The following is a 20127-nucleotide window of genomic DNA, read 5'->3' as shown; positions in this document are numbered from 1 at the left end:
GAGTACTCCTAGTTGTGGCACTATCTGTTATCCATGCTTAGTTATAACTATGGGTGTGCAGCGAGCGAAGATCAACCTTATAATAGACCAACTTGCCAATAGCGCGTATAGGGATTACTTATGAGTCAGGTACTGGCTGATCTTTTAGATCTATTAAAACTAGAAACCATAGAACAAGGTATTTACCGTGGGCAAAGCCAAGATTTGGGTTTTGCTGCGGTGTTTGGCGGCCAAGTGATTGGCCAAGCACTATCGGCGGCCAAAGAGACCTTGCCGGAAGATCGCAAGGTGCATTCGCTGCACACCTACTTCTTACGCCCCGGCGATGCCCACAAGCCGATTATTTATGACGTTGAAACCATTCGAGATGGCCGCAGTATTTCAACCCGGCGGGTGCAAGCCATACAGTATGGCAAACCGATTTTTTATATGACTGCATCGTTTCAGATAGATGAATGCGGCTTTGAACATCAAACCACCATGCCAGAGGTGCCCGGCCCTGAAGGTTTAGTGTCTGATTTGGATATTTACCGTGAACATGCCGAGCTTATCCCAGCGGCAATTCGCAATAAATTCATCTCAGAAAAGCCCATTGAAATGCGTTTTGTGACTGCCAACAACCCGTTCAAACCGCATGTTGATAAACCGCAGCGCTATGTGTGGTTTCGCTCCAATGGCGCGATGCCAGATGACCCGCGGGTACACAAGTATTTACTGGCTTATGCGTCCGACTTTAACTTTCTACCAACCGCACTGCAGCCCCATGGCACCAGCTTTGCCCAGCCTGGTATTCAAATGGCCACCATTGACCATTCCATGTGGTTTCATCATGATTTTAGAATGGATGACTGGCTCTTGTACGCCATTGATAGTCCCATTGCCTGCGGCGCACGTGGCTTAGTGCGCGGACAATTTTTCACCCGTAGCGGTAAGCTGGTAGCGTCAACCATGCAAGAAGGTGTGATGCGAGTGCGCAGCTAGCGCACTCGCTACCACTGAACTGAGATTAACCGAGGGTAAAGAAGAAGCCAGCTATAGCGGCACTCATCATGTTGGCTAAAGTAGCTGCCAACAACGCTTTTAGACCCAACCGAGCAATGTCGTGACGGCGGCTGGGCGCCATACCGCCTAAGCCGCCCAACAAAATAGCAATCGATGAGAAGTTGGCAAAACCACAGAGTACAAAGGTGATAATGACCTGGCTGTGCTGACTCAATTGGTCTTTGTAGTTGACGAAATCTAAATAGGCGACAAACTCGTTAATCACCAATTTTTGCCCAATAAAGCTGCCCGCCAGTTGCGCTTCATCCCAACTCACGCCCAAGACATAGGCTACCGGCTGGAAGATATAGCCAAACAGCAACTGCAATGACAGCTCAGGGTAACCAAACCAGCCACCCACCCAACCAAAAATACCGTTGATCAGTGCAATCAGCGCCACAAAGGCAATCAGCATAGCGCCCACGTTCATCGCCAATTGCATACCGCTACTAGCTCCAGTGGCAGCCGCGTCAATGACGTTAACGGCACGGTCTTCCACTGGGCTTGCCGCTGGCTTCGCGCCATGAGTAGCGGTACCTTCAATGATACCGTCAATATCGTCACGTGGCTTATCAATCTCTGGCATGATCATCTTGGCCATTAATAAGCCAGCCGGCGCCGCCATAAAGCTAGCCGCAATCAAATACTTCAATTCCACCCCAACACCTGCGTAACCGGCCAATACCGAGCCAGAAACCGATGCCATACCACCCACCATTACCGCAAATAGTTCTGATTGGGTCATGCTGGGAATAAATGGCCGTACCATCATAGGCGCTTCCGTCTGGCCAACGAATACGTTGGCAGCGGCGGACATAGATTCAGGTTTGCTGCTACCGATAATTTTTTGTAGCGCGCCACCCAAAATCATGATGACCCAACGCATAATGCCAAGGTAATAGAGCACCGCAATCAATGACGAGAAGAACACAATCACGGAAAGCACACGAATTGCAAAAACAAAGCCAAAATCAGCCGAAGCTAAACCGCCAAACATGAAATCAATACCGGCGTTGGTAAAGGCAATTACGCTAGCAACCCCAGAGGCCACACCGTAAAGCACGTCTTGGCCAAAGGGTACATAGAGTACAAAGGCGCCGAGGGCGAGCTGGATAGCAAAGGCGCCGCCAACAGTACGCCAACGGATAGCGCCACGATTGCTGGAAAAGGCGTAGGCAATGAGAAGGATGATGGCAATGCCAAAAATACTATGCATAAAGTTAAGCCGTTATTGTTGTTATTCTGCCAACAGTTGGCGAATTTTAGATTTAATCAGGTCGATGGCAATTTCGTTTTGTCCACCGCGCGTGACCACCAAATCAGCAAACTGTTTCGACGGTAAAATAAACTCAAAAAATGCCGGACGCACTGTCTCATGGTACTGCTCAGCCACTGACTGAATAGTACGCCCACGTTCTTCCACATCACGAATCATCCGCCGCAACAAACATACATCAAGCGGGGTATCCATAAACACAGAGATATCGAATAACTTACGCAAATGCGGGTCACTCAACAACAAAATTCCTTCCACCATGATCACCCGGCCCGGATTGACCTTAATGGTATCACTCACACGGGTGTGGGTTTTATAGCTGTATTGCGGCATTTGTACCGATTGCCCAGAACGTAATTGTAACAAGTGCTGCACCAACAGCTCATGCTCAAACGCCGATGGATGATCATAATTGGTCAATTGCCGCTGTTCAAAGCTCAAATGGCTTTGGTCGCGATAGTACGCATCTTCTGCAAGAATGGCGATGCCTTGACCACCGAGCTCAGCCACTAACTCACGGTAAACTGTTGAGGCAAATAAACTTTTTCCAGAGGCTGAGGCGCCAGCTATGGCGATGATGGTCGTTTTTTCCACGCGATTGAGTCTTTGTTGAGGCGACATTAAGGCGCAATTATCGTTGATTCGTAGGGTAATTGGAAGCTTCGATGCGGGCAGACCAATCTTGTTACATTTTAACTGAGGGTGACGATTGTATCCGCTGGCTAACCCTTTATTATCTAAGCACTCATTTTTTTAAGTGACTTGTCTTTTTAACTTACGTCAACAATGGAATTCATCTATGCGTCTGTATAAATCTTTGACCGCCATTGCCGTAGCATCGGTGCTATTGACCGGCTGCCAAGCAACTGCCGAACAAACCAAAGGCAGCACCCCTGCTGCGGTGGTACAACAGCAACTGCCAGAAGTGAACATTGCCTACCAAAGTTTCACCCTCGATAACGGCTTACGGGTGATTGTGCACACCGACCGTAAAGCGCCTATTGTGGCGGTCAACGTGTGGTACGCCGTTGGCTCTAAAGATGAAAAGCCAGGCCAAACCGGTTTTGCGCACTTATTTGAACACCTCATGTTCAACGGCACTGAAAACTACGATGACGAATTCTTTGGCCCGTTTGAACGTGCCGGTGCCACCGACCAAAACGGTACCACCAACAACGACCGCACCAACTATTTCCAAAACGTCCCTACCCCAGCCTTAGATATGGCGTTGTGGATGGAATCAGACCGCATGGGTCACCTGCTCGGCGCCGTTACCCAAGAAAAACTAGATGAACAACGCGGCGTTGTGCAAAACGAAAAACGCCAAGGTGAATCACAACCGTATGGCCGCGCCTTTGATTTTATCGCCAGCCAAACCTTCCCAGCCGGCCACCCCTATTCATGGTCAGTGATTGGCTCCATGGAGGATCTGAATGCCGCCTCTCTTGACGACGTGCATCAGTGGTTTAATGATTACTACGGTGCCGCCAATGCCGTCGTCGTATTAGCGGGTGACATTGATGTGGAAACCGCAAAAGCTAAAATGAACGAGTATTTTGGCCACATTCCAGCCGGTAAGCCGCTACAAAAATTAGATGCTTGGGTAGCTAAGCGTTCAGGCACCAAACGCGCCACTATGGAAGACAACGTGCCCGCAGCGCGTATCTACAAAATCTGGAACACCTCAGAAATGGGTACCGCAGATGCCGAATATTTGTCACTCCTGAACGACATTTTAGCTGGTGGCAAAAACTCACGTCTGTATCAGCGTTTAGTCTATGACTTACAAATTGCCAGCAGCGTGTTTGCATTCCAATACGACCGCGTGTTAGCGGGTCAATTCTTTGTCGTTGCCGATGCCAAACCAGGCGTTGAAATGAGCCAAATTGAAGCCATCATCGATGAAGAAGTGGCACGTATTTTGGCCGAGGGACCAACCCAAGAAGAACTGGACCGCGTGCGCTTTGGCGCAGTAGCCGGGTTTGTTCGTGGCGCTGAGCGAATTGGCGGCTTTGGCGGCAAATCTGATATTTTAGCCGCTGGCGAAGTCTATCAAGGTGACCCTGCTGCCTACGAAACCTCGTTGGAAATCATGCGTAAAGCTACGCCAGCAGACGTACAAGCGGCCGCTCAACGCTGGTTAGACGATGGCGCGTTTGTGCTCAACGTGGTACCACAACCGAAGTTCACCACCGCTGAAGCGCAGGCTGACCGCAGCAAACTGCCAGAAGTTGGCCAATTACCAGAACTCGATTTACCACAACTGACGAACTTCACCTTATCCAACGGCCTTGAGGTGTATTTAGCAGAACGTCATGACGTACCAACGGTTCAAATGCAGCTCGTGGTTGATAGTGGCTATGCCGCCGACCAAGGCAGCAAGCCGGGTACTGCTAGCTTCACTATGGCAATGCTGACCGAAGGCACCAGCTCGCGTGATACCTTGGCATTGAATAAAGAGCTCGATAGCTTAGGAACCAACTTATCGGCGTGGGCGACCCTAGATAACGCCACCATTGCCATGGATACCCTGACCTCTAACCTCACCCCAAGTTTAGAGATTTTTGCCGATGTATTGATGAATCCGGCCTTCAGCCCAGAGGAAATTGAGCGGCGTCGTGGCTTATGGATGGAAACTATCAAACGTGAAAAGGCCTCACCACAATCACAAGCACTGCGTATTTTGCCAGGGCTGATGTTTAGTGATGAACATGCCTATAACGCACCGTTAACTGGTTCAGGTACGGAAGCCTCGATCAACAGCTTAACCCGTGACGATTTGGTCAATCACCACGCCACTTGGTTGCGCCCAGATAACGCCCGCTTAGTGATCGTTGGCGCCACCAGCGAGGCAGACATCAAGCCATTGTTAGAGCAGGCTCTGGTAAATTGGGATGCGCCAGCAACCGCGAAGCCAAGCAAGCAATTCCCAGCCGTTACTGCGCCTACCAGCGCGCGGGTATTCTTAATTGATCAGCCAGGTTCACCGCAAGCGATGATCATTGCCGGTCAATTTGCCCCAGAAAGTGATGTGCCAGAAGCCGAAGCCTTTGACGTGATGAATACCATCATTGGTGGCAGTTTCACCAGTCGTATCAACATGAATTTACGTGAAGATAAAGGTTGGTCTTATGGTGCTCGCACCAGCTGGTTTGGTGCTGATGCTGCCGGTCTGTTGCTGGCAGTAGCGCCGGTGCAAGCCGACAAAGCCAAAGAGTCGGTGCAGGAACTGTTGGCTGAATTCAACAACTACATGGGTGACAAGCCGGCGACCGCCGATGAGTTAGCCAAAACCAAAGCCAACAAAACGGCGCGTTTGCCAGGTGCCTACGAAACCAAAGCAGCGTTGTTGCGCTCTGTGGTAAGCACCCTTAACAAAGATAAAGATATGACGTGGTTAGAAGCCTACGGATCACGTATTGAAGCGCTAGAGCTTGAAACCATTCAAGCCACTGCGAAGCAACACTTAACCCCAGATGTCTTAACCTGGGTGATTGTGGGTGACTTAAAGGCCATTGAAAGCCAAATTCGTGAATTGAATTTAGGTGATGTGGTGATTCTTGATGCCGATGGGAATCCGGTCAACTAAAATGCCCCCCCTGAAAGCCGCTCAATTGAGCGGCTTTTTTTTGAACTCGAAAGCCAGTTAGTGAGTATGTACAATGACCCTACGTTATCTGTCATAAGGAATGAACCATGGAACTGATTAAAACTCGCGCCGCCGTTGCTTGGGGCCCAGGCCAACCGTTATCTATTGAAGAAGTTGAGCTCATGCCACCACAACGTGGTGAAGTGTTGGTGCGAATTATCGCCACAGGGGTTTGTCATACCGACGCCTACACCTTATCGGGTGCTGATCCTGAAGGGGTATTCCCAGCCATTTTAGGCCACGAAGGCGCTGGCATTGTTGAAGCGGTGGGCGAAGGGGTCACCTCCGTCGCCGTCGGCGATCACGTGATCCCCTTATACACTCCAGAGTGCGGCCAGTGTAAGTTCTGTTTATCGGGTAAAACCAACCTGTGCCAAGCCATTCGTACCACCCAAGGCAAAGGTTTAATGCCCGACGGTACCACCCGCTTTTCCAAAAATGGTCAACCCATTTATCACTACATGGGTACTTCAACCTTCTCGGAATACACTGTAGTTGCCGAGATTTCACTGGCCAAAATCAATAAGGCTGCGCCATTGGAAGAAGTCTGCTTGCTAGGCTGCGGCGTCACCACTGGCATGGGCGCTGTGCGTAATACCGCGAAAGTCAAAGAAGGCGATACTGTAGCCGTGTTTGGCTTAGGTGGTATTGGGCTGTCGGTGATTATCGGCGCGGCTATGGAAAAAGCGGGCCGGATTATTGCTATTGATATCAATGAAGACAAATTTGAGATTGCCCGCCAATTGGGTGCGACCGATTGCATCAATCCGAATGATTACGATAAGCCCATTCAAGAAGTCATCGTTGAACTGACCGACGGTGGAGTAGACTTCTCGTTTGAATGTATCGGCAACGTCAAAGTGATGCGCGCTGCCCTCGAGTGCTGCCACAAAGGTTGGGGTGAATCGGTGATCATCGGCGTAGCCGGTGCGGGGCAAGAAATTTCAACCCGTCCATTCCAGCTAGTGACCGGACGTGTCTGGCGCGGAAGTGCCTTTGGTGGCGTCAAAGGGCGCAGCCAATTACCGGATTACGTTGAACGTTATCTCAATGGCGAGTTTAAGCTCAGTACTTTCATCACTCACACCATGGGTTTAAACGACATTAATCGCGCTTTTGACTTGATGCACGAAGGTAAATCAATTCGCACGGTGATTCATTATGCTGACTAAACTGTCCAGCCATAAAGTATTTGGCGGCCAGCAACTGCAGTTTGAGCATGCATCGGCATGCTTAGATTGCAGCATGAAATTTAGTGTATTTTTACCGCCACAAGCCGAGCAAGGCCCGGTGCCAGCGTTATACTGGTTATCGGGGCTCACCTGCACCGACGACAATTTCAGCCACAAAGCCGGGGCTCAGCAATACGCTGCGCAGCATGGTATTGCTTTAATCATTCCCGACACCAGCCCACGCGGTGAGGGTGTCGCCGATGATGCCGAGGGTGCTTATGATTTTGGCTTAGGCGCGGGTTTCTACCTCAATGCCACCGAACAACCTTATGCCAAGCACTATCGCATGTATGATTACATCGTCGATGAATTGCCACAGCTGGTTGAGAGCCAACTCCCCATCACTGCTGTGCGCAGTATCAGCGGGCATTCAATGGGTGGCCATGGCGCTTTAGTGATTGCGCTGCGCAACAGTAGCCGCTATCGCAGCGTATCGGCCTTTGCACCCATTGTGAACCCGATGGACTGCCCATGGGGCGTAAAAGCCTTCAGCGGCTATTTAGGTCGCTCCACTGAAGCTTGGGCAAACTATGATAGTGTCCGACTCATTCAACAGGGCCTCACACCGCCGCCACTGTTGGTTGACCAAGGCGACAGCGATAATTTCTTAACCAGTCAACTGCGCCCTGAGCGCTTGCAGCAGGCGTGTCAGCAGGCGGGAATTAGCGCCAGCATTCGGCTTCAGCCTGGTTACGACCATAGCTATTATTTTATTGCCAGTTTTATCGCTGAGCATATCGCCTTTCATGCCGGCCATTTAAACCCCGCAGATCAGTCATAGAAACAACGCGAGTCATTAAAATTTCTGCAATTTTTGCAGTTTATGCTACGGTTAATGTGAACCGCATAAGGTTTACTTAACCGAGGCATTATGCATGACACCAAATCGCGCAGCCGCCCTCATTACCCTCTGTTATGGGGTGTTGGGCGTGTTATGGATCAACTTTTCTGACCAAGCTCTGTTAGCCTTAGTTGACCAATCTGAACTACTGACGCAACTTCAAACCTACAAAGGCTTGACCTACGTATTGGTCACAGCCCTGATGCTCTATGCTTTAGTCTACAGCGCACTGGCCCGCGAACGCACCCTGAATGAACAGGATAGCCTGACCCATTTATTAAATCGGCATATGTTCGACCGTGCGCTGGAAATTGAGCTCAAATTTTCAAAAAAGCAAGACCAACCGCTGGTACTGATGCTGCTTAACATTGATGGGTTCAAGCAAATTAACAGCAATGCCAGCTTGCAAGCCGGCGATCTTTATTTGAAGGCCTTTGCTCTGCTCTTGCGCGACCATTTTCAACAACGCGTTATTATTGGTCGCATTGGCGGTGATGAATTCGCCGTAGCACTGCCCTCCACCCTATGGCCAGATGGCGTGATCCCGTTGGCTGAACAATTACAACAAAAGGTGCGGCAATTAGCGGTAGAGGGTTTGCCCGATCTGCATTTAACAGTGAGTATTGGCATGGCGCTGTTTCCGCGTGATGGCGATAGCAGCCGTACACTCATTGATGAAGCAAGCTTAGCCCTGGAAGAAGCCAAATCAGCCGGTCCGAACCACATTCGTACCTATCGCACTGCCTACCGCGAACATGCTAATCATCGGGCGCGGCTGCTGATGGACCTGAAGCGCGCATTGGCGGCCGATGAACTCAGTGTCATGTATCAACCGCAATTCTCTGCGCAGAATGGCCTCATCACTGGGGTTGAAGTGCTGTTGCGTTGGTATCATCCGCAACACGGTTGGATCAGCCCCGATCAATTTATTCCGTTAGCCGAGCAGCACGGCGTTATTTCAGAAATTACCGATTTCGTGATGCGTCGGGCGCTACATGAATTACACTTGCAACGCCTGCTCTATCATGACGTCCAGCGCGTTTCCTTTAACGTATCCGCCGCCGATTTTAACTCAGAGCGCAGCTTAGAGCGCTTTCAGCGCAACCTTGAAGGATTACACGGTGGATGGTCGGTCGTGCAATTGGAACTCACCGAAACCTCGGCTTTACTGAATATGGAGCGTATTCGCAAAGTGCTGAGCGGCCTCCGCGAGCGCGGTGTCCAGGTGTCACTGGATGATTTTGGTACGGGTTACTCATCGCTCAGTACCCTGCGCCAACTACCCATCCAAGAACTAAAAATAGATAAGTCATTTATTCGCGACATTGGTAGCAACTTAAGCGATGCCAAAATTGTACGAACCATTTTAGCTATGGCCAATGCACTCAATTTGCGCGTGGTTGCCGAAGGGGTAGAAACACCTCAACAAGCGCGCTTTTTACAACAGGAGGGTTGTCAAGAAATGCAGGGGTATCTCTATGCGCGGCCAATGACGATTGATGCACTACTCAGCTTTATTCAAAACCACAAAACCACCCGTAAGCAGTTTTAAATAGTCTTTTGCCGATACATCATCTCGTCGGCTTGCTGCAATAAGTCATCAATGGTGGTCGCTTGGGTGGGGAACAGCGACCAGCCCAAGGCGGCATAAATATCAATAGTGCGGCCTTTCCATTCCAGCGGCTGATTGATTTTGCCCAGTAATTTTACACTTTGTTCCGTTGCCAACTGCGGGTTATCAATACCCACCATCACCACCAAAAACTCATCGCCACCCACCCGCGCTACAGTATCGACGGCGCGTACCGCGGATTTCAGCCGCTCAGCAATTTGCTGCAACACATAGTCGCCGGCCTGATGCCCATGACGGTCGTTGATGGCTTTGAAGTTATTCAAATCAATATTAATCAGTGCAAATGCGGTTGGAGTGCGTTGATGCATATTCAACAGCGTATTAATGCGATCCATGAGCAAGCGACGGTTGGCAATACCGGTCAACGGATCATGCATCGAGTCACCATAGGACTCGCGATAGAGTGCAAACAATCCAAATAGCAGTATGTATAACAAGGCGATAAAGGAGTAGCCAACCACCCGTACTCGTTGCGCTGCCCATACCGACGGTGCTGAACCGTTCACGCTTTTCATAGCCAGCACCCACGAGCCGCTGGCAAAACGAATAGTACCTAGGGCATCAGCGTCGGCAAGTACTGCAGGATCTCCCAGAAACACCTCGCCCCTAGCGCCCAAGGCATCCCGTCCCTGTAGAGTGATTTGATATTGGTTCTGGAGTTCCGGCAGTTGTACTGCAGCAAACAAGCTTGGAATATCAATCACGATAGATACCACGCCCCAATACGAGGTGGAGTTACCATCATTCACAAAGATTGGGGTGCGGGTGATGATCCCGGTGCCACCTTGGCGCAAGTTCACCGGCCCGGCAACGATCATGTCGCGGCTCGCCATGGCTCGTTCTACCGATGCTAATTGATCGGGTACCTTACTGTAATCCAGCCCAATCACTGCTTCATTGCCGGCCATCGGGTAAACAAAACTAATCACATTGTCGGGTGCAACGGCGATATTGCGAATGTGATTGGCGCTGCGCAGTAATTCATCGCTGAGCGCCAGCCAATCGCTAGTGGTGCTTGAGGGGTGCGCGGAAATATAACTGAGCATGCCCCAACTGCGATAAATGGAAGCATTAAGTTCGGACTCTAAATCGGAACGCAGTGTGGCAAAATCGGCTTGGAGGTCGTATAGCTGTTCCTTTTCAACCCGATCAACATGCAAGCGGTGAAAATATTCAATAGCAATACAGGCGATAATCAATGAGCTGACTGTTGCCACCACAAAGAGCGCACGTTTTGAGCTGCTATGTAACACCTACCACCCCCGAAAGACCACTTCTACATAAATTTTACGTTATTTTAATTTGGCTGGTTATTAATTATGCACTTGTCTATCTATGCGGATTGTAAACGATTTCCCACAAATGACCATCAGGATCTGCAATTAATCCACCATAGCCACCCCAAAATAATGGTTGCGCTGGCTTTTTGATGTCTGCGCCGCCGCTTTGCAGTTGTGCCATAATCTGATCAACCTCTGCGTGCGAGCCGACATTATGGGCTAACAACAGTCCACTCGGGTCGCGCGGTCCACAGGCTATACCAGCATCGTGGGCAATACTGGTGCGCGGCCACAAGGCAAACGTGATGCCTTTGTCGAGTTTAAAAAATACCACCGCGCCATGCTCAAACTCGGTGCCGATAATCCCGTCAGTCGGCCAGCCAAATACATCGTGATAGAAAGCAACACTCCGCGCTAAATCTTCAACTCCAAGAGTGATATAGCTAATGGAAGGGATCATTGCTGTGACTCCACGCGCTGATGACGTTGACTAATGACCGTACCATCAGTCAGCTGCAAGATGAACAAATCACCATACTGCTGCTCGGTGAGATCCTCGGCTTGACCACCAGCTAGGCGCACCAAAGCCGGAATGGTATTGCTATGACCGACAATAAGGCTCGTTTGTTGGGCTTGCTGCAACTGCTCTAACAGCTGCTCCGGCTCACCGGCAGCGTACGTCTGAACTCCGAGTTGTAGCTGTTGCGCTAACGGCGCAGCAGTTTGCTGAGTGCGTTGATACGCGGTCGCATAAATTGCCTTAATGCTGCTTTCAGCCAGCATCTCAGCCAGCAGCTGTGCACGTTGGTGACCGGCTTCGGACAGTTGCGGGTCAACTTTTTCCGCATTTTTTTCCGCGTGTCGAACGAAATACCAAGAATAAGTTTCAGTGGCCATGGCGCTATTCTCCACTAGTATTGCACTTAATGTGACAATTAACGCAGCCAGCCACCGTAATTTAAGTGACATTAAAACCACCATAGGTTGCTCCTGCAGACTATAATTGTGATTGATGGTAGCACCAATTTCGCTACACTAACGGAACATTTTTCTCACTGGCGCTTTTATGAACAGGTGTTTGCGCGACGGGCTGCTCCGTCTGCTTTGGGTCATCCCAGCTATGGCCATAGGGTCAGGCTGCACAACCTACGCGGTCATTGATAATCAATCGGTGGTGACCACCAATAGTGACATCCGCTATGGGCTTGAAGACTTCAACCAGCACCATCGTAGTAACGATGAGATAACCTTAGTGGTGGCTTTCTCGGGCGGTGGTGGCCGCGCTGCTGCGCTTGCCTATGGGGTGATGCAAGGGCTTCGTGATAGCAACATACTTGCTGAAATCGACATGATCAGCTCGGTATCGGGGGGCAGCTTTACCGCAGCCTACTATGGCCTATACGGTGACAAGCTGTTCACCGACTTCGAGAATGACTTTATTCGCCGCGATTACCAAACCGAATGGCTTACTGGGCTCGCCAACCCACTACAATGGTTTTCCAGCCGCGGCCGCACCGATATTGCCACCCAAATTTATGAAGAACGGTTGTTTAAAGGTGCAACGTTTGCCGATCTCCATCAAGCCAATGGCCCGTTAATCGTTATCAACGCGACCGATTTAGGCGGTGGCGCGCGCTTCTCGTTTCTCCAAGAATATTTCGATTTGCTCTGCTCTGATTTGTCGAGCTACCCCATCGCTCGAGCAGTAACCGCATCCTCCGCGGTGCCCATTATGCTCAACCCAGTGGTGCTGCGGAATCATTCCGGCTGTATTAATCCGGCTCAGGACTATCTGCAAAAAATAGAACACAACGATTGGGCTGAATTTAAGCGCGCTCCCGGGTTAATAGATACCGTCGAAGCGCTCAACAATTACCAAGACAAGCAGCAACGGCCCTATATTCATTTAGTAGATGGCGGCATTACCGATAATTTAGGTTTAATGGCACTCTATGAAATGGTCGAAATTGGTGGTGGCATTAACAGCTTTGTGGAACGCCTTGGTAGTAAACCTACCCCGCGCTTGGTGGTGATTTCGGTCAATGCATCGGCCAAACCTGCCTATGCAATTGAAGCAACCCATGAAATTCCAAGTATCGATAACACCGTGAGTGCGGTCACCGATATCCAATTGCACCGCTACAACGCGGCTACCATTAGTGTGATGAGCCGAGCGGTAGAGCGCTGGAGCCGCGATCTCTCAGACTTTTGGCAGCCGGTGGAACCCTACTTCATCGAAATAAGCTTTGCCGGGGTACAACAAGAGCAGCAACGGCTGTTGCTCAACCAAATTCCGACGGGTCTGGCGCTTACCCCTGAACAAGCCGACGCGCTCATTCTTGCCGGACGCGAGCTGCTGCAGAATCACCCTGAATTTCAGCGACTGTTGCAGCAACTCAACAACGACTAATTATTGCCCGCTCAAGCGCTGCGCCCAAGAAATTGCGTAGGCCGCTGAACGAATGGCCAAGACCGGATCGTTACTCGGCGCAATACCGTTGGCCAGCCGATTCGGGTCAAAATTGACCTGTTGACAGGCCTCGTCATGGCTAGCCGTTACCGTAATTTCACCCACTTTAATACGGCTCCGTTCCGCTGGCCAAGGTTGTGACGGATCATCAAGCACATCGCCCGCCTCGGGCAACTGCCAATACCAATCAAAACTGACCTGCCCATCGGCCGCAAGGCGCGCTGCCAAGCGGTCGGCCAAGAAACTTGGCGGTAGTTGTTGCTGCTGTTCTTTGGTTAAGGCAACGGTGCCTCGCTGTGGTTGCAACTGCCAGCGAAATGGTTGTGATTGACCATCGGCAGTGGTGGCTAAAAAAGTATGTACGCCAAAATAATCAGACTGGGTATATTCAGCCGCTGGTGGATTATTCGCTAGGAAATTACCTTGGCGCGCCACTTCTGGATTCGCCGCAAAATAGGCCTGCAAATCATCGCCAGTGGCCTCACCGCGAGCGCGCTTGGCATTTAGTTGCAGCAAGCCGAGGAACTGCTGTGGATTTTTACCGGCAAACATTGGCGTAGAAAGACCGGCCAGCATGTGCACTTGGTTATTGGGCAATTGGAACTGAACACCGATACCACGCGGTGAATTACTCCGCTCATCGGCTTCAGGATTACCGCCGCCCATCGAGAAGCGCAACACCAGTGGTACGCTGGTGGTGCCAAACAACGGACTATTGAATTGCTGCTGCGCCGCGGCGGTTGGGCTAAATTCACCCACCGCGCAGACCCCTTTGGCATGCCCTTTGCGAACGCCAGGCTGAGTGCCAAATAACTCCTTAAAGACCGCAATGAAATCACTGGCGTTGGCGCTAGCTGGCGCTTGTTGGGCAACGCTAACGGGACTCATAGTGGCCAGCACAGTAGTGACAACAGCAGTTAACAACGATACTTTGAACATGCTTACGGCTTCCTTTTTGACGCAGTAGAATTCGGTTCGATGGCGCATTGTTGACACACGCGCTCACCGGTTAATAAATAAGCAATACGGTTGCGATGACGGGCAAAAAATAGATAGCCGTGGTCCGCAAACCAACGGATCACCGGCCATCGCAACGGCGCAGTCATCCAGCCGCGACCCACCAGTGACCACGCTCTATGCGTCACATCAAGGCCAAGTAACAATTGGTTATCGTCGGTGAGCCCATGCAAAATTCGGTCAGCAGCTAGGGCATCAATCTGACCCGAAAACGGGGTAAATTGTTCACTATGCAAATCAATTAAAAGAATGGCGTTGGCATGATCACGCCGTTTGAGTTGGCGCATTTCCCGCACGCACAATGGGCAACGACCATCATAAAAAACCGTTAACGCGGACACAGCGTACTCCTGATAGGTGCATCTGATCTGTTATACGCGAAAGTCGCACAAATCGATGCACTCAGTAACGATTAATTTTGCCGTTAAGTTCGATCATGTGTTGTCGGGACCCAAGCACTTAGCTAAGGTACTGGCTCCGTAATTAACAAGAGACATAAGTATGCGCTGGTTAGTGGTTATTGTGGTAGTTGTTAGTACAATTTGGGGTTGCACGACAGCGCTTCCGGCTGGGAAATTTGCTGATCGTAACCCCTATTTGCAGATGCAACATGCCAATGCCCTGACCTTCTGGCGCATGCGCTTGTTCGGCGCTGAACCTTGGGCCGATCAGTACCAAGAACTGGCCCAACAGCCGCAGTTAGTGCCGCGCCAAGCTATTGATCAGGCTGTGCTGCTAACCCCCGGTGAACGCCCGCAAGTTACTTGGTTAGGGCATGCCAGCTTTTTAGTGCAATACCAAGGGCTCAGCGTATTAACCGACCCTATTCTCAGCCTGCGCGCCTCGCCATTCAGCTTTGCCGGGCCCAAACGCTTGCAACCGGCACCACTGGCAGCCGATGAATTACCAGCGGTTGATTGGGTGGTGATAAGCCATAACCACTATGACCACCTCGACAGCGCCACCATTCAAGCACTGCCGGACAACGTGCGGTACGCTGTCCCACTTGGTTTAACGCCGTGGTTTTTGGCACAAGGTGTTGCCGCCGAGCAGGTGTATGAATTCGATTGGTGGGACGATCTGCGCATCGGCCCACTCACCCTAACCGCTACTCCCAGCCAACATTGGTCCGCTCGCAGCCTGTGGGATCGCAATGACACCTTATGGGCAAGTTGGCTCATTCAAATCGATGATTTCACTGCATGGTTCGCCGGCGATACCGGCTACAACGAGGTGCAATTTAAACAAGTTGGTGGTTATGCCGGTCGTGTCGATGTGGCGATGATCCCAATCGGAGCCTACTTGCCCCGCTGGTTTATGCAACCGCAACATATTGACCCTGCTGAAGCCTTGCAAATGCACCGTGACGTGCGCGCCCAACACTCTCTCGCCATGCATTGGGGCACCTATCCACTGGCCGCTGAAGGGCTTCAGCAAACCGTCCATGATCTCGCCAGCGCGCGACTAAATGCGGAGCTAGAGCCGACTGCCGTGCGTATTATCCCCATTGGTGCCACCGAACAGTTCTAACCGCCCGAATTCACTTGCAATTCACAGCGAATTCTTTTAACACTATGGGTAAATATAACCTAACGTATTAAAAGGCTTTTTGATTCCCATGGTTGGCGTAATCAGTGACCGAACATCAAAATTTAGCTGCCTCGCCAAAGCGTTAATTCGTAGTGGATATCAGGACTTTTACCTGGGCTTAGCCCGCGAGCTCGCTACCATTCTCGGCGTCGAATACATTATCATTGCGAAAATTGATAGCGCTAACGGCGCCGTTCACGAAGCCCAAACCATTGCCGCAATTGGCCATCAGCAAGCTCTTGATAACTTTGTCTATCCGCTACAAGGAACTCCTTGCGAAACGGTACCCGAGCGCGAAATGTGTAGTTATGAAAATGCGGTTACCAAACTATTTCCAAGTGATGTGTTGCTCGCTGATTTAGCCATTGAAAGCTACGTCGGTATGCCTATTCTTACCTCTGACGGCACCAAGCTAGGTCTTATTGCAGCAATGTCAACACGCGCTTGGCAAGTCAGTAGTGAAGACTCAGAGATACTGCAAATTGCCGCTGCTCAAGTCGGTGCCGAACTTGAGTTAGCTCATAACCGCTCGCACATTCAAAGCTTAACCTACGAAGACAGCGTGACCGGTTTACCGAACGCTGCACATCTGAACGACCTATTAGCCAAGCGCGATGATATTGCTGCGGTGGTGTTGCTGGATATTCGGCGCTTTAAAGACTTTAACGACCTGTATGGCTACCGTGAAGGGGATCTCTTACTTAATGCCGTAGCGGCTCGTTTGCGCAGTCGCTTGAATGAACATGAGCTGGTAACGCGCTTTTCCAACGATGAATTTGCCATTGCCCTCAGTAATAGCTCAAGCCGCTCGGCCGCAGACACCGCCCAAGCCTTGCGCAGCTGGTTTGGGGAACCGCTACGCTGCGGTGTACGCGACCTGAACGTTGATATCCGGCTCGGGCTATCCCAACGTGACGATACTTATCAAAGCCACGGCGAGCTGTTACGTCAGGCCTCTATTGCGTTGGCTGAAGCCAAACGCAACGATACCCCAGTTGTCGCTTATGCGCGCAACATGGTAGAAACCCTCGAATATCGACAAACTATCTATGACCGCTTGATTGTTGCGCTACGCACCGACCAATTACGGTTGCATTATCAACCGGTGTTTGACCTCGATAGCGGCGAGTTATTTGGCGCTGAAGCCCTGTGCCGCTGGCATGACCCACAGCTCGGCTGGATCGGCCCAAACATTTTCATTCCAGTTGCGGAAGAACGCGGTTTAATGAATGAGCTTGGCCTTTGGGTACTGCGCGCCGCCGCAAAGCAGCTCCGTAGCTGGCGTGAGCAAGGGTTACCCTTTCATGGCAAGCTGTCGGTCAACATTTCCAACCGCCAACTTGAGCCCGATGACGTCATCGAAACCTTTATGGAGTGCCTTGACGAGGTGACGCCCTCACAACTGGTGTTGGAGCTTACCGAATCATCGATTATGCGGGCGCCCGAGCATAATATTCGGCAAATCAACCGGCTTAAGGAGCTCGGCTTCCGCTGGGCGCTTGATGATTTTGGTACGGGGTATTCCTCGCTGGCTTATCTGACCCGCCTCAACGTTGACGTAATCAAAATTGACCGCTCGTTTATCGCCAAGATACCCGGCAACACCAACGATGAAATGCTGGTTCGAACCCTGGTGGCCATGGCCAAAACCATGAACATGGTGCTGGTGGGCGAAGGTATCGAGCAGCCACAGCAATTAGCCATGTTGCGCGAACTCGGCTGCCACCTTGGTCAAGGCTATCACCTTGGGCGCCCAGTCTGCGCCGAAGAATTTGCGGACACTTGGCTTAAAAAGCGTTGACCTAGCTATAGAAAACAAGCTAAAAATAGCGCCACTAAGTAGCTCTAATTGCGGATCCGCGAACCGATGCCGACTAATCTGAACGAGCTCTACCCCAAACTGATAAATTTGTTGCTCGACACCGTGTTTGTGGTGGATAGCGACAATACCATCGTGTACGTCAGCGACGGTTGCGAGCAACTGCTGGGTTACCGTGCCGACGAACTGATCGGCACTACTATTATGAATTACGTCCACCCAGAAGACCTAGCCGCCACCCGTTCCTCGATTGTGCGAGTAATGAATGGCCGCCCGCACGTTGATTTCCGTAATCGCTACATTCGTAAAGATGGCCGCATCGTCTACATTTTGTGGTCGGCCCGCTGGTCCGCCGAAGATGGCGTGCGCATCGGTGTTGCTCGCGATGTCACGCTACTTGAACAGGCTGAGTCGAAACTACATTATTTAGCCCATCACGACCCGCTCACCGGCCTAACCAACCGCGCCCTGTTTAACGAACGGCTCGATTTAGCGCTGCGTTCGGCGCGACGTCATAAAAATCGTCTGGCACTGCTGTTTATCGACATCAACGACTTCAAACATATCAATGACCAACATGGCCACGTCATGGGCGACCGGGTACTCTGTGCCATTGCTAAGCGGCTAGAAACCCTAGTACGCGAAACCGACACCGTGGCCCGCATCGGCGGCGATGAATTCACCGTACTGTTGACCGACTTGCAGTCCGATCATGCCGTGGACCATAAAGTCGCGCAAATTATGGCCATGATGGCCGAGCCACTAAGCGACGATTTCAACGGCCTACAGCTCCCCTCTTGCAGCATCGGCGTGGCCTGCTATCCCGACGATGGCGACAGCGCCGATGCCCTCATCAGCTACGCCGACAGCACCATGTATCAATCAAAACACTCACACCGTGCGATGCGCCGCTGATTGACCGTCGCGCCTTTATCGCGTCGCGCAAACAAAAAAGCCGCTCAATGAGCGGCTTTTTATTGGATTTGGTGGAGCTGGCGGGATTTGATCCGTACCACTAAAAGTGGACACTTTGCTAAGCACTATTTTTTAATTCAAAGTTCTCTGGGCTGAGATAGCCAATAGCACTATGCCTTCTTGTCTTGTTGTAATCAACTTCGATGTACTCAAAGACTGCTCGGCGCATATTTTCTCGATCCATGATGGGCTCGTCCTGCAAGGCTTCGACCTTTAATGAGTGAAAGAAGCTTTCGGCACAGGCATTATCCCAACAATTTCCTTTTCGGCTCATACTCTGAGTAAGTCTATGTTTCTTAATTAAATCTCGATAATCGTCTGAACAATATTGACTACCTCGGTCGCTGTGAACAATGATCCCTTCGGGAAAACCTCTGCGAAATAAAGCCATTTTCAGAGCATCACACACCAACGTTGCGGTCATTCGGTTACTCATCGACCAGCCAACAACCGAGCGTGAATATAAATCGATGATTACCGCTAGGTACAGCCAGCCCTCACTAGTGAATAAATACGTGATATCGCCAACCCACTTTTGATTCGGAGCTCTTGCCGTAAAATCTTGCTCCAGCAAGTTTGGCGCCACAGGCTGATTGTGCTTACTGTCCGTGGTGACCTTAAATTTACGTGCAGCCTTAGGTACAAGGCCCTGGCGTATCATACTATTGCGAATAGTTTTGATGTCGGGTGTCATGTCGAGCTCTGCCAAATCCACTTGGATACGCCGAGCGCCGCTGCGCTCTTTCGAGTCAATAAATGCCTGCTTAATCGCCTCGTCTCGCTCAATTTGACGCTGCTCTCGAGGATTGACTGTCTGACCATGTTTCCGCCAGGCATAATACCCACTACGCGATACGTTGAGCACGTTCACCATCCGCTTTAAGCTGAATTGATGCTGGTGCTCAAGAATAAACTCAAATCTGGCTATTTTTGGTTCTTCGCGAAGTAGGTAGCCGCCTTTTTTAATATGGCTAGCTCCTCTGCCTGTTCAGCTAATTGACGTTTTAATCGAGCAATTTCAGCGGCTTGCTCTGCTTCTCTGGCGCTCGTGCTAGATTTTTTTTGCGCCGTAGTCCGCCAACTGTACAGCTGGGATTCGTAGACTTTCAGTTCTCTAGCCGCCGCTGCAACGCCTATTCTTTCAGCTAATTTCAGGGCTTCTGCTTTAAATTCTTGTGTGTGGACTTTGCGTGTTTTATTTGCTTTCATGATTCACCTCGTTAAGTGATTTTACTCACTTAGCTCGGTGTCCAAAAGTACTGGTACGGATCAGATCAACAAGCCCTAATAAGTTTATGGTATCA

17 protein-coding genes are annotated in these 20127 nt (G+C 50.7%); 9 read left to right on the top strand and 8 right to left on the bottom strand.

Translation table 11 applies throughout. The features are described 5' to 3' along the window. Nucleotides 1-120 precede the first annotated feature (120 nt). On the top strand, nt 121-981 hold the full coding sequence (gene tesB, locus EFO84_RS09525) for an acyl-CoA thioesterase II (protein WP_127347833.1): 861 nt from the start codon (nt 121-123) through the stop codon (nt 979-981). A gap of 25 nt (nt 982-1006) precedes the next feature. Here tesB and EFO84_RS09520 read toward each other — a convergent pair whose 3' ends face one another. Beyond that, on the bottom strand, nt 1007-2257 hold the full coding sequence (locus EFO84_RS09520) for a NupC/NupG family nucleoside CNT transporter (protein WP_127347832.1): 1251 nt from the start codon (nt 2255-2257) through the stop codon (nt 1007-1009). 21 nt (nt 2258-2278) lie between these two features. Further along, the gene (udk, locus tag EFO84_RS09515) at nt 2279-2911 is read right to left on the bottom strand and encodes a uridine kinase (protein ID WP_127347831.1); all 633 of its coding nucleotides are present in this window, start codon (nt 2909-2911) and stop codon (nt 2279-2281) included. Nucleotides 2912-3116: 205 nt separating this feature from the next. Here udk and EFO84_RS09510 point away from each other — a divergent pair, with 205 nt between their 5' ends. From EFO84_RS09510 to EFO84_RS09495, 4 genes are all read left to right on the top strand, one after another. Continuing rightward, nucleotides 3117-5906, top strand: a complete 2790-nt coding sequence (locus EFO84_RS09510) for a M16 family metallopeptidase (protein WP_127347830.1) — start codon at nt 3117-3119, stop codon at nt 5904-5906. 107 nt (nt 5907-6013) lie between these two features. Next, nucleotides 6014-7138, top strand: a complete 1125-nt coding sequence (locus EFO84_RS09505) for an S-(hydroxymethyl)glutathione dehydrogenase/class III alcohol dehydrogenase (protein ID WP_127347829.1) — start codon at nt 6014-6016, stop codon at nt 7136-7138. After that, on the top strand, nt 7125-7979 hold the full coding sequence (gene fghA, locus EFO84_RS09500; protein ID WP_127347828.1) for an S-formylglutathione hydrolase: 855 nt from the start codon (nt 7125-7127) through the stop codon (nt 7977-7979). The genes EFO84_RS09505 and fghA overlap by 14 nt, the downstream gene beginning before the upstream one ends. 94 nt (nt 7980-8073) lie before the next feature. Continuing rightward, the gene (locus EFO84_RS09495; RefSeq protein ID WP_127347827.1) at nt 8074-9591 is read left to right on the top strand and encodes a putative bifunctional diguanylate cyclase/phosphodiesterase; all 1518 of its coding nucleotides are present in this window, start codon (nt 8074-8076) and stop codon (nt 9589-9591) included. On the opposite strand, the gene EFO84_RS09490 is transcribed toward EFO84_RS09495, so the two are convergent. From EFO84_RS09490 to EFO84_RS09480, 3 genes are all read right to left on the bottom strand, one after another. Continuing rightward, complete coding sequence (locus EFO84_RS09490; protein WP_127347826.1) at nt 9588-10925, bottom strand: diguanylate cyclase domain-containing protein; 1338 nt, start codon at nt 10923-10925, stop codon at nt 9588-9590. The two genes, EFO84_RS09495 and EFO84_RS09490, sit on opposite strands and share 4 nt — an antisense overlap. Before the next feature lie 76 nt (nt 10926-11001). Further along, entirely contained in the window at nt 11002-11412 is a 411-nt protein-coding gene (locus tag EFO84_RS09485; protein ID WP_127347825.1) for a VOC family protein, read from the bottom strand. Then, the gene (locus EFO84_RS09480; RefSeq protein ID WP_164742424.1) at nt 11409-11849 is read right to left on the bottom strand and encodes a histidine phosphatase family protein; all 441 of its coding nucleotides are present in this window, start codon (nt 11847-11849) and stop codon (nt 11409-11411) included. Before EFO84_RS09480 ends, EFO84_RS09485 begins: the two co-directional genes overlap by 4 nt. Before the next feature lie 223 nt (nt 11850-12072). Here EFO84_RS09480 and EFO84_RS09475 point away from each other — a divergent pair, with 223 nt between their 5' ends. Then, nucleotides 12073-13362 (top strand): patatin-like phospholipase family protein, encoded by a 1290-nt coding sequence (locus EFO84_RS09475; protein WP_164742423.1) that lies wholly within the window; start codon nt 12073-12075, stop codon nt 13360-13362. Here the strand turns inward: EFO84_RS09475 and EFO84_RS09470 are convergent, their stop codons facing one another. Next, entirely contained in the window at nt 13363-14361 is a 999-nt protein-coding gene (locus EFO84_RS09470; protein ID WP_164742422.1) for a catalase family peroxidase, read from the bottom strand. It abuts the gene before it with no gap. 2 nt (nt 14362-14363) lie between these two features. Continuing rightward, nucleotides 14364-14780, bottom strand: coding sequence for a thiol-disulfide oxidoreductase DCC family protein (locus tag EFO84_RS09465; RefSeq protein ID WP_127347821.1), 417 nt, complete (start codon nt 14778-14780; stop codon nt 14364-14366). 160 nt (nt 14781-14940) lie between these two features. Here EFO84_RS09465 and EFO84_RS09460 point away from each other — a divergent pair, with 160 nt between their 5' ends. The 3 genes from EFO84_RS09460 to EFO84_RS09450 all read left to right on the top strand — a co-directional run bounded on the left by EFO84_RS09460 (nt 14941) and on the right by EFO84_RS09450 (nt 18763). Continuing rightward, on the top strand, nt 14941-15969 hold the full coding sequence (locus tag EFO84_RS09460; protein WP_127347820.1) for an MBL fold metallo-hydrolase: 1029 nt from the start codon (nt 14941-14943) through the stop codon (nt 15967-15969). Nucleotides 15970-16057: 88 nt separating this feature from the next. Continuing rightward, on the top strand, nt 16058-17830 hold the full coding sequence (locus tag EFO84_RS09455; protein ID WP_127347819.1) for a putative bifunctional diguanylate cyclase/phosphodiesterase: 1773 nt from the start codon (nt 16058-16060) through the stop codon (nt 17828-17830). A gap of 66 nt (nt 17831-17896) precedes the next feature. Next, nucleotides 17897-18763 carry a sensor domain-containing diguanylate cyclase gene (locus EFO84_RS09450; RefSeq protein WP_127347818.1) on the top strand — a complete coding sequence of 289 codons (867 nt, stop codon included), beginning with the start codon at nt 17897-17899 and terminating at the stop codon, nt 18761-18763. Between the two features lie 118 nt (nt 18764-18881). On the opposite strand, the gene EFO84_RS09445 is transcribed toward EFO84_RS09450, so the two are convergent. Further along, nucleotides 18882-20032, bottom strand: a protein-coding gene (locus EFO84_RS09445) for an IS3 family transposase (protein WP_127347817.1) whose coding sequence is annotated in 2 segments (ribosomal slippage) — nt 18882-19789 and nt 19789-20032 — 1152 coding nt in all. Because the reading frame shifts where the segments join, the coding sequence is not laid out codon by codon here. Nucleotides 20033-20127 lie beyond the last annotated feature (95 nt).

The organism is Pseudidiomarina mangrovi (assembly GCF_003999375.1).
Classification (GTDB): Bacteria; Pseudomonadota; Gammaproteobacteria; order Enterobacterales; family Alteromonadaceae; genus Pseudidiomarina; species Pseudidiomarina mangrovi.
This window is presented reverse-complemented; position numbering and strand designations above follow the sequence as displayed.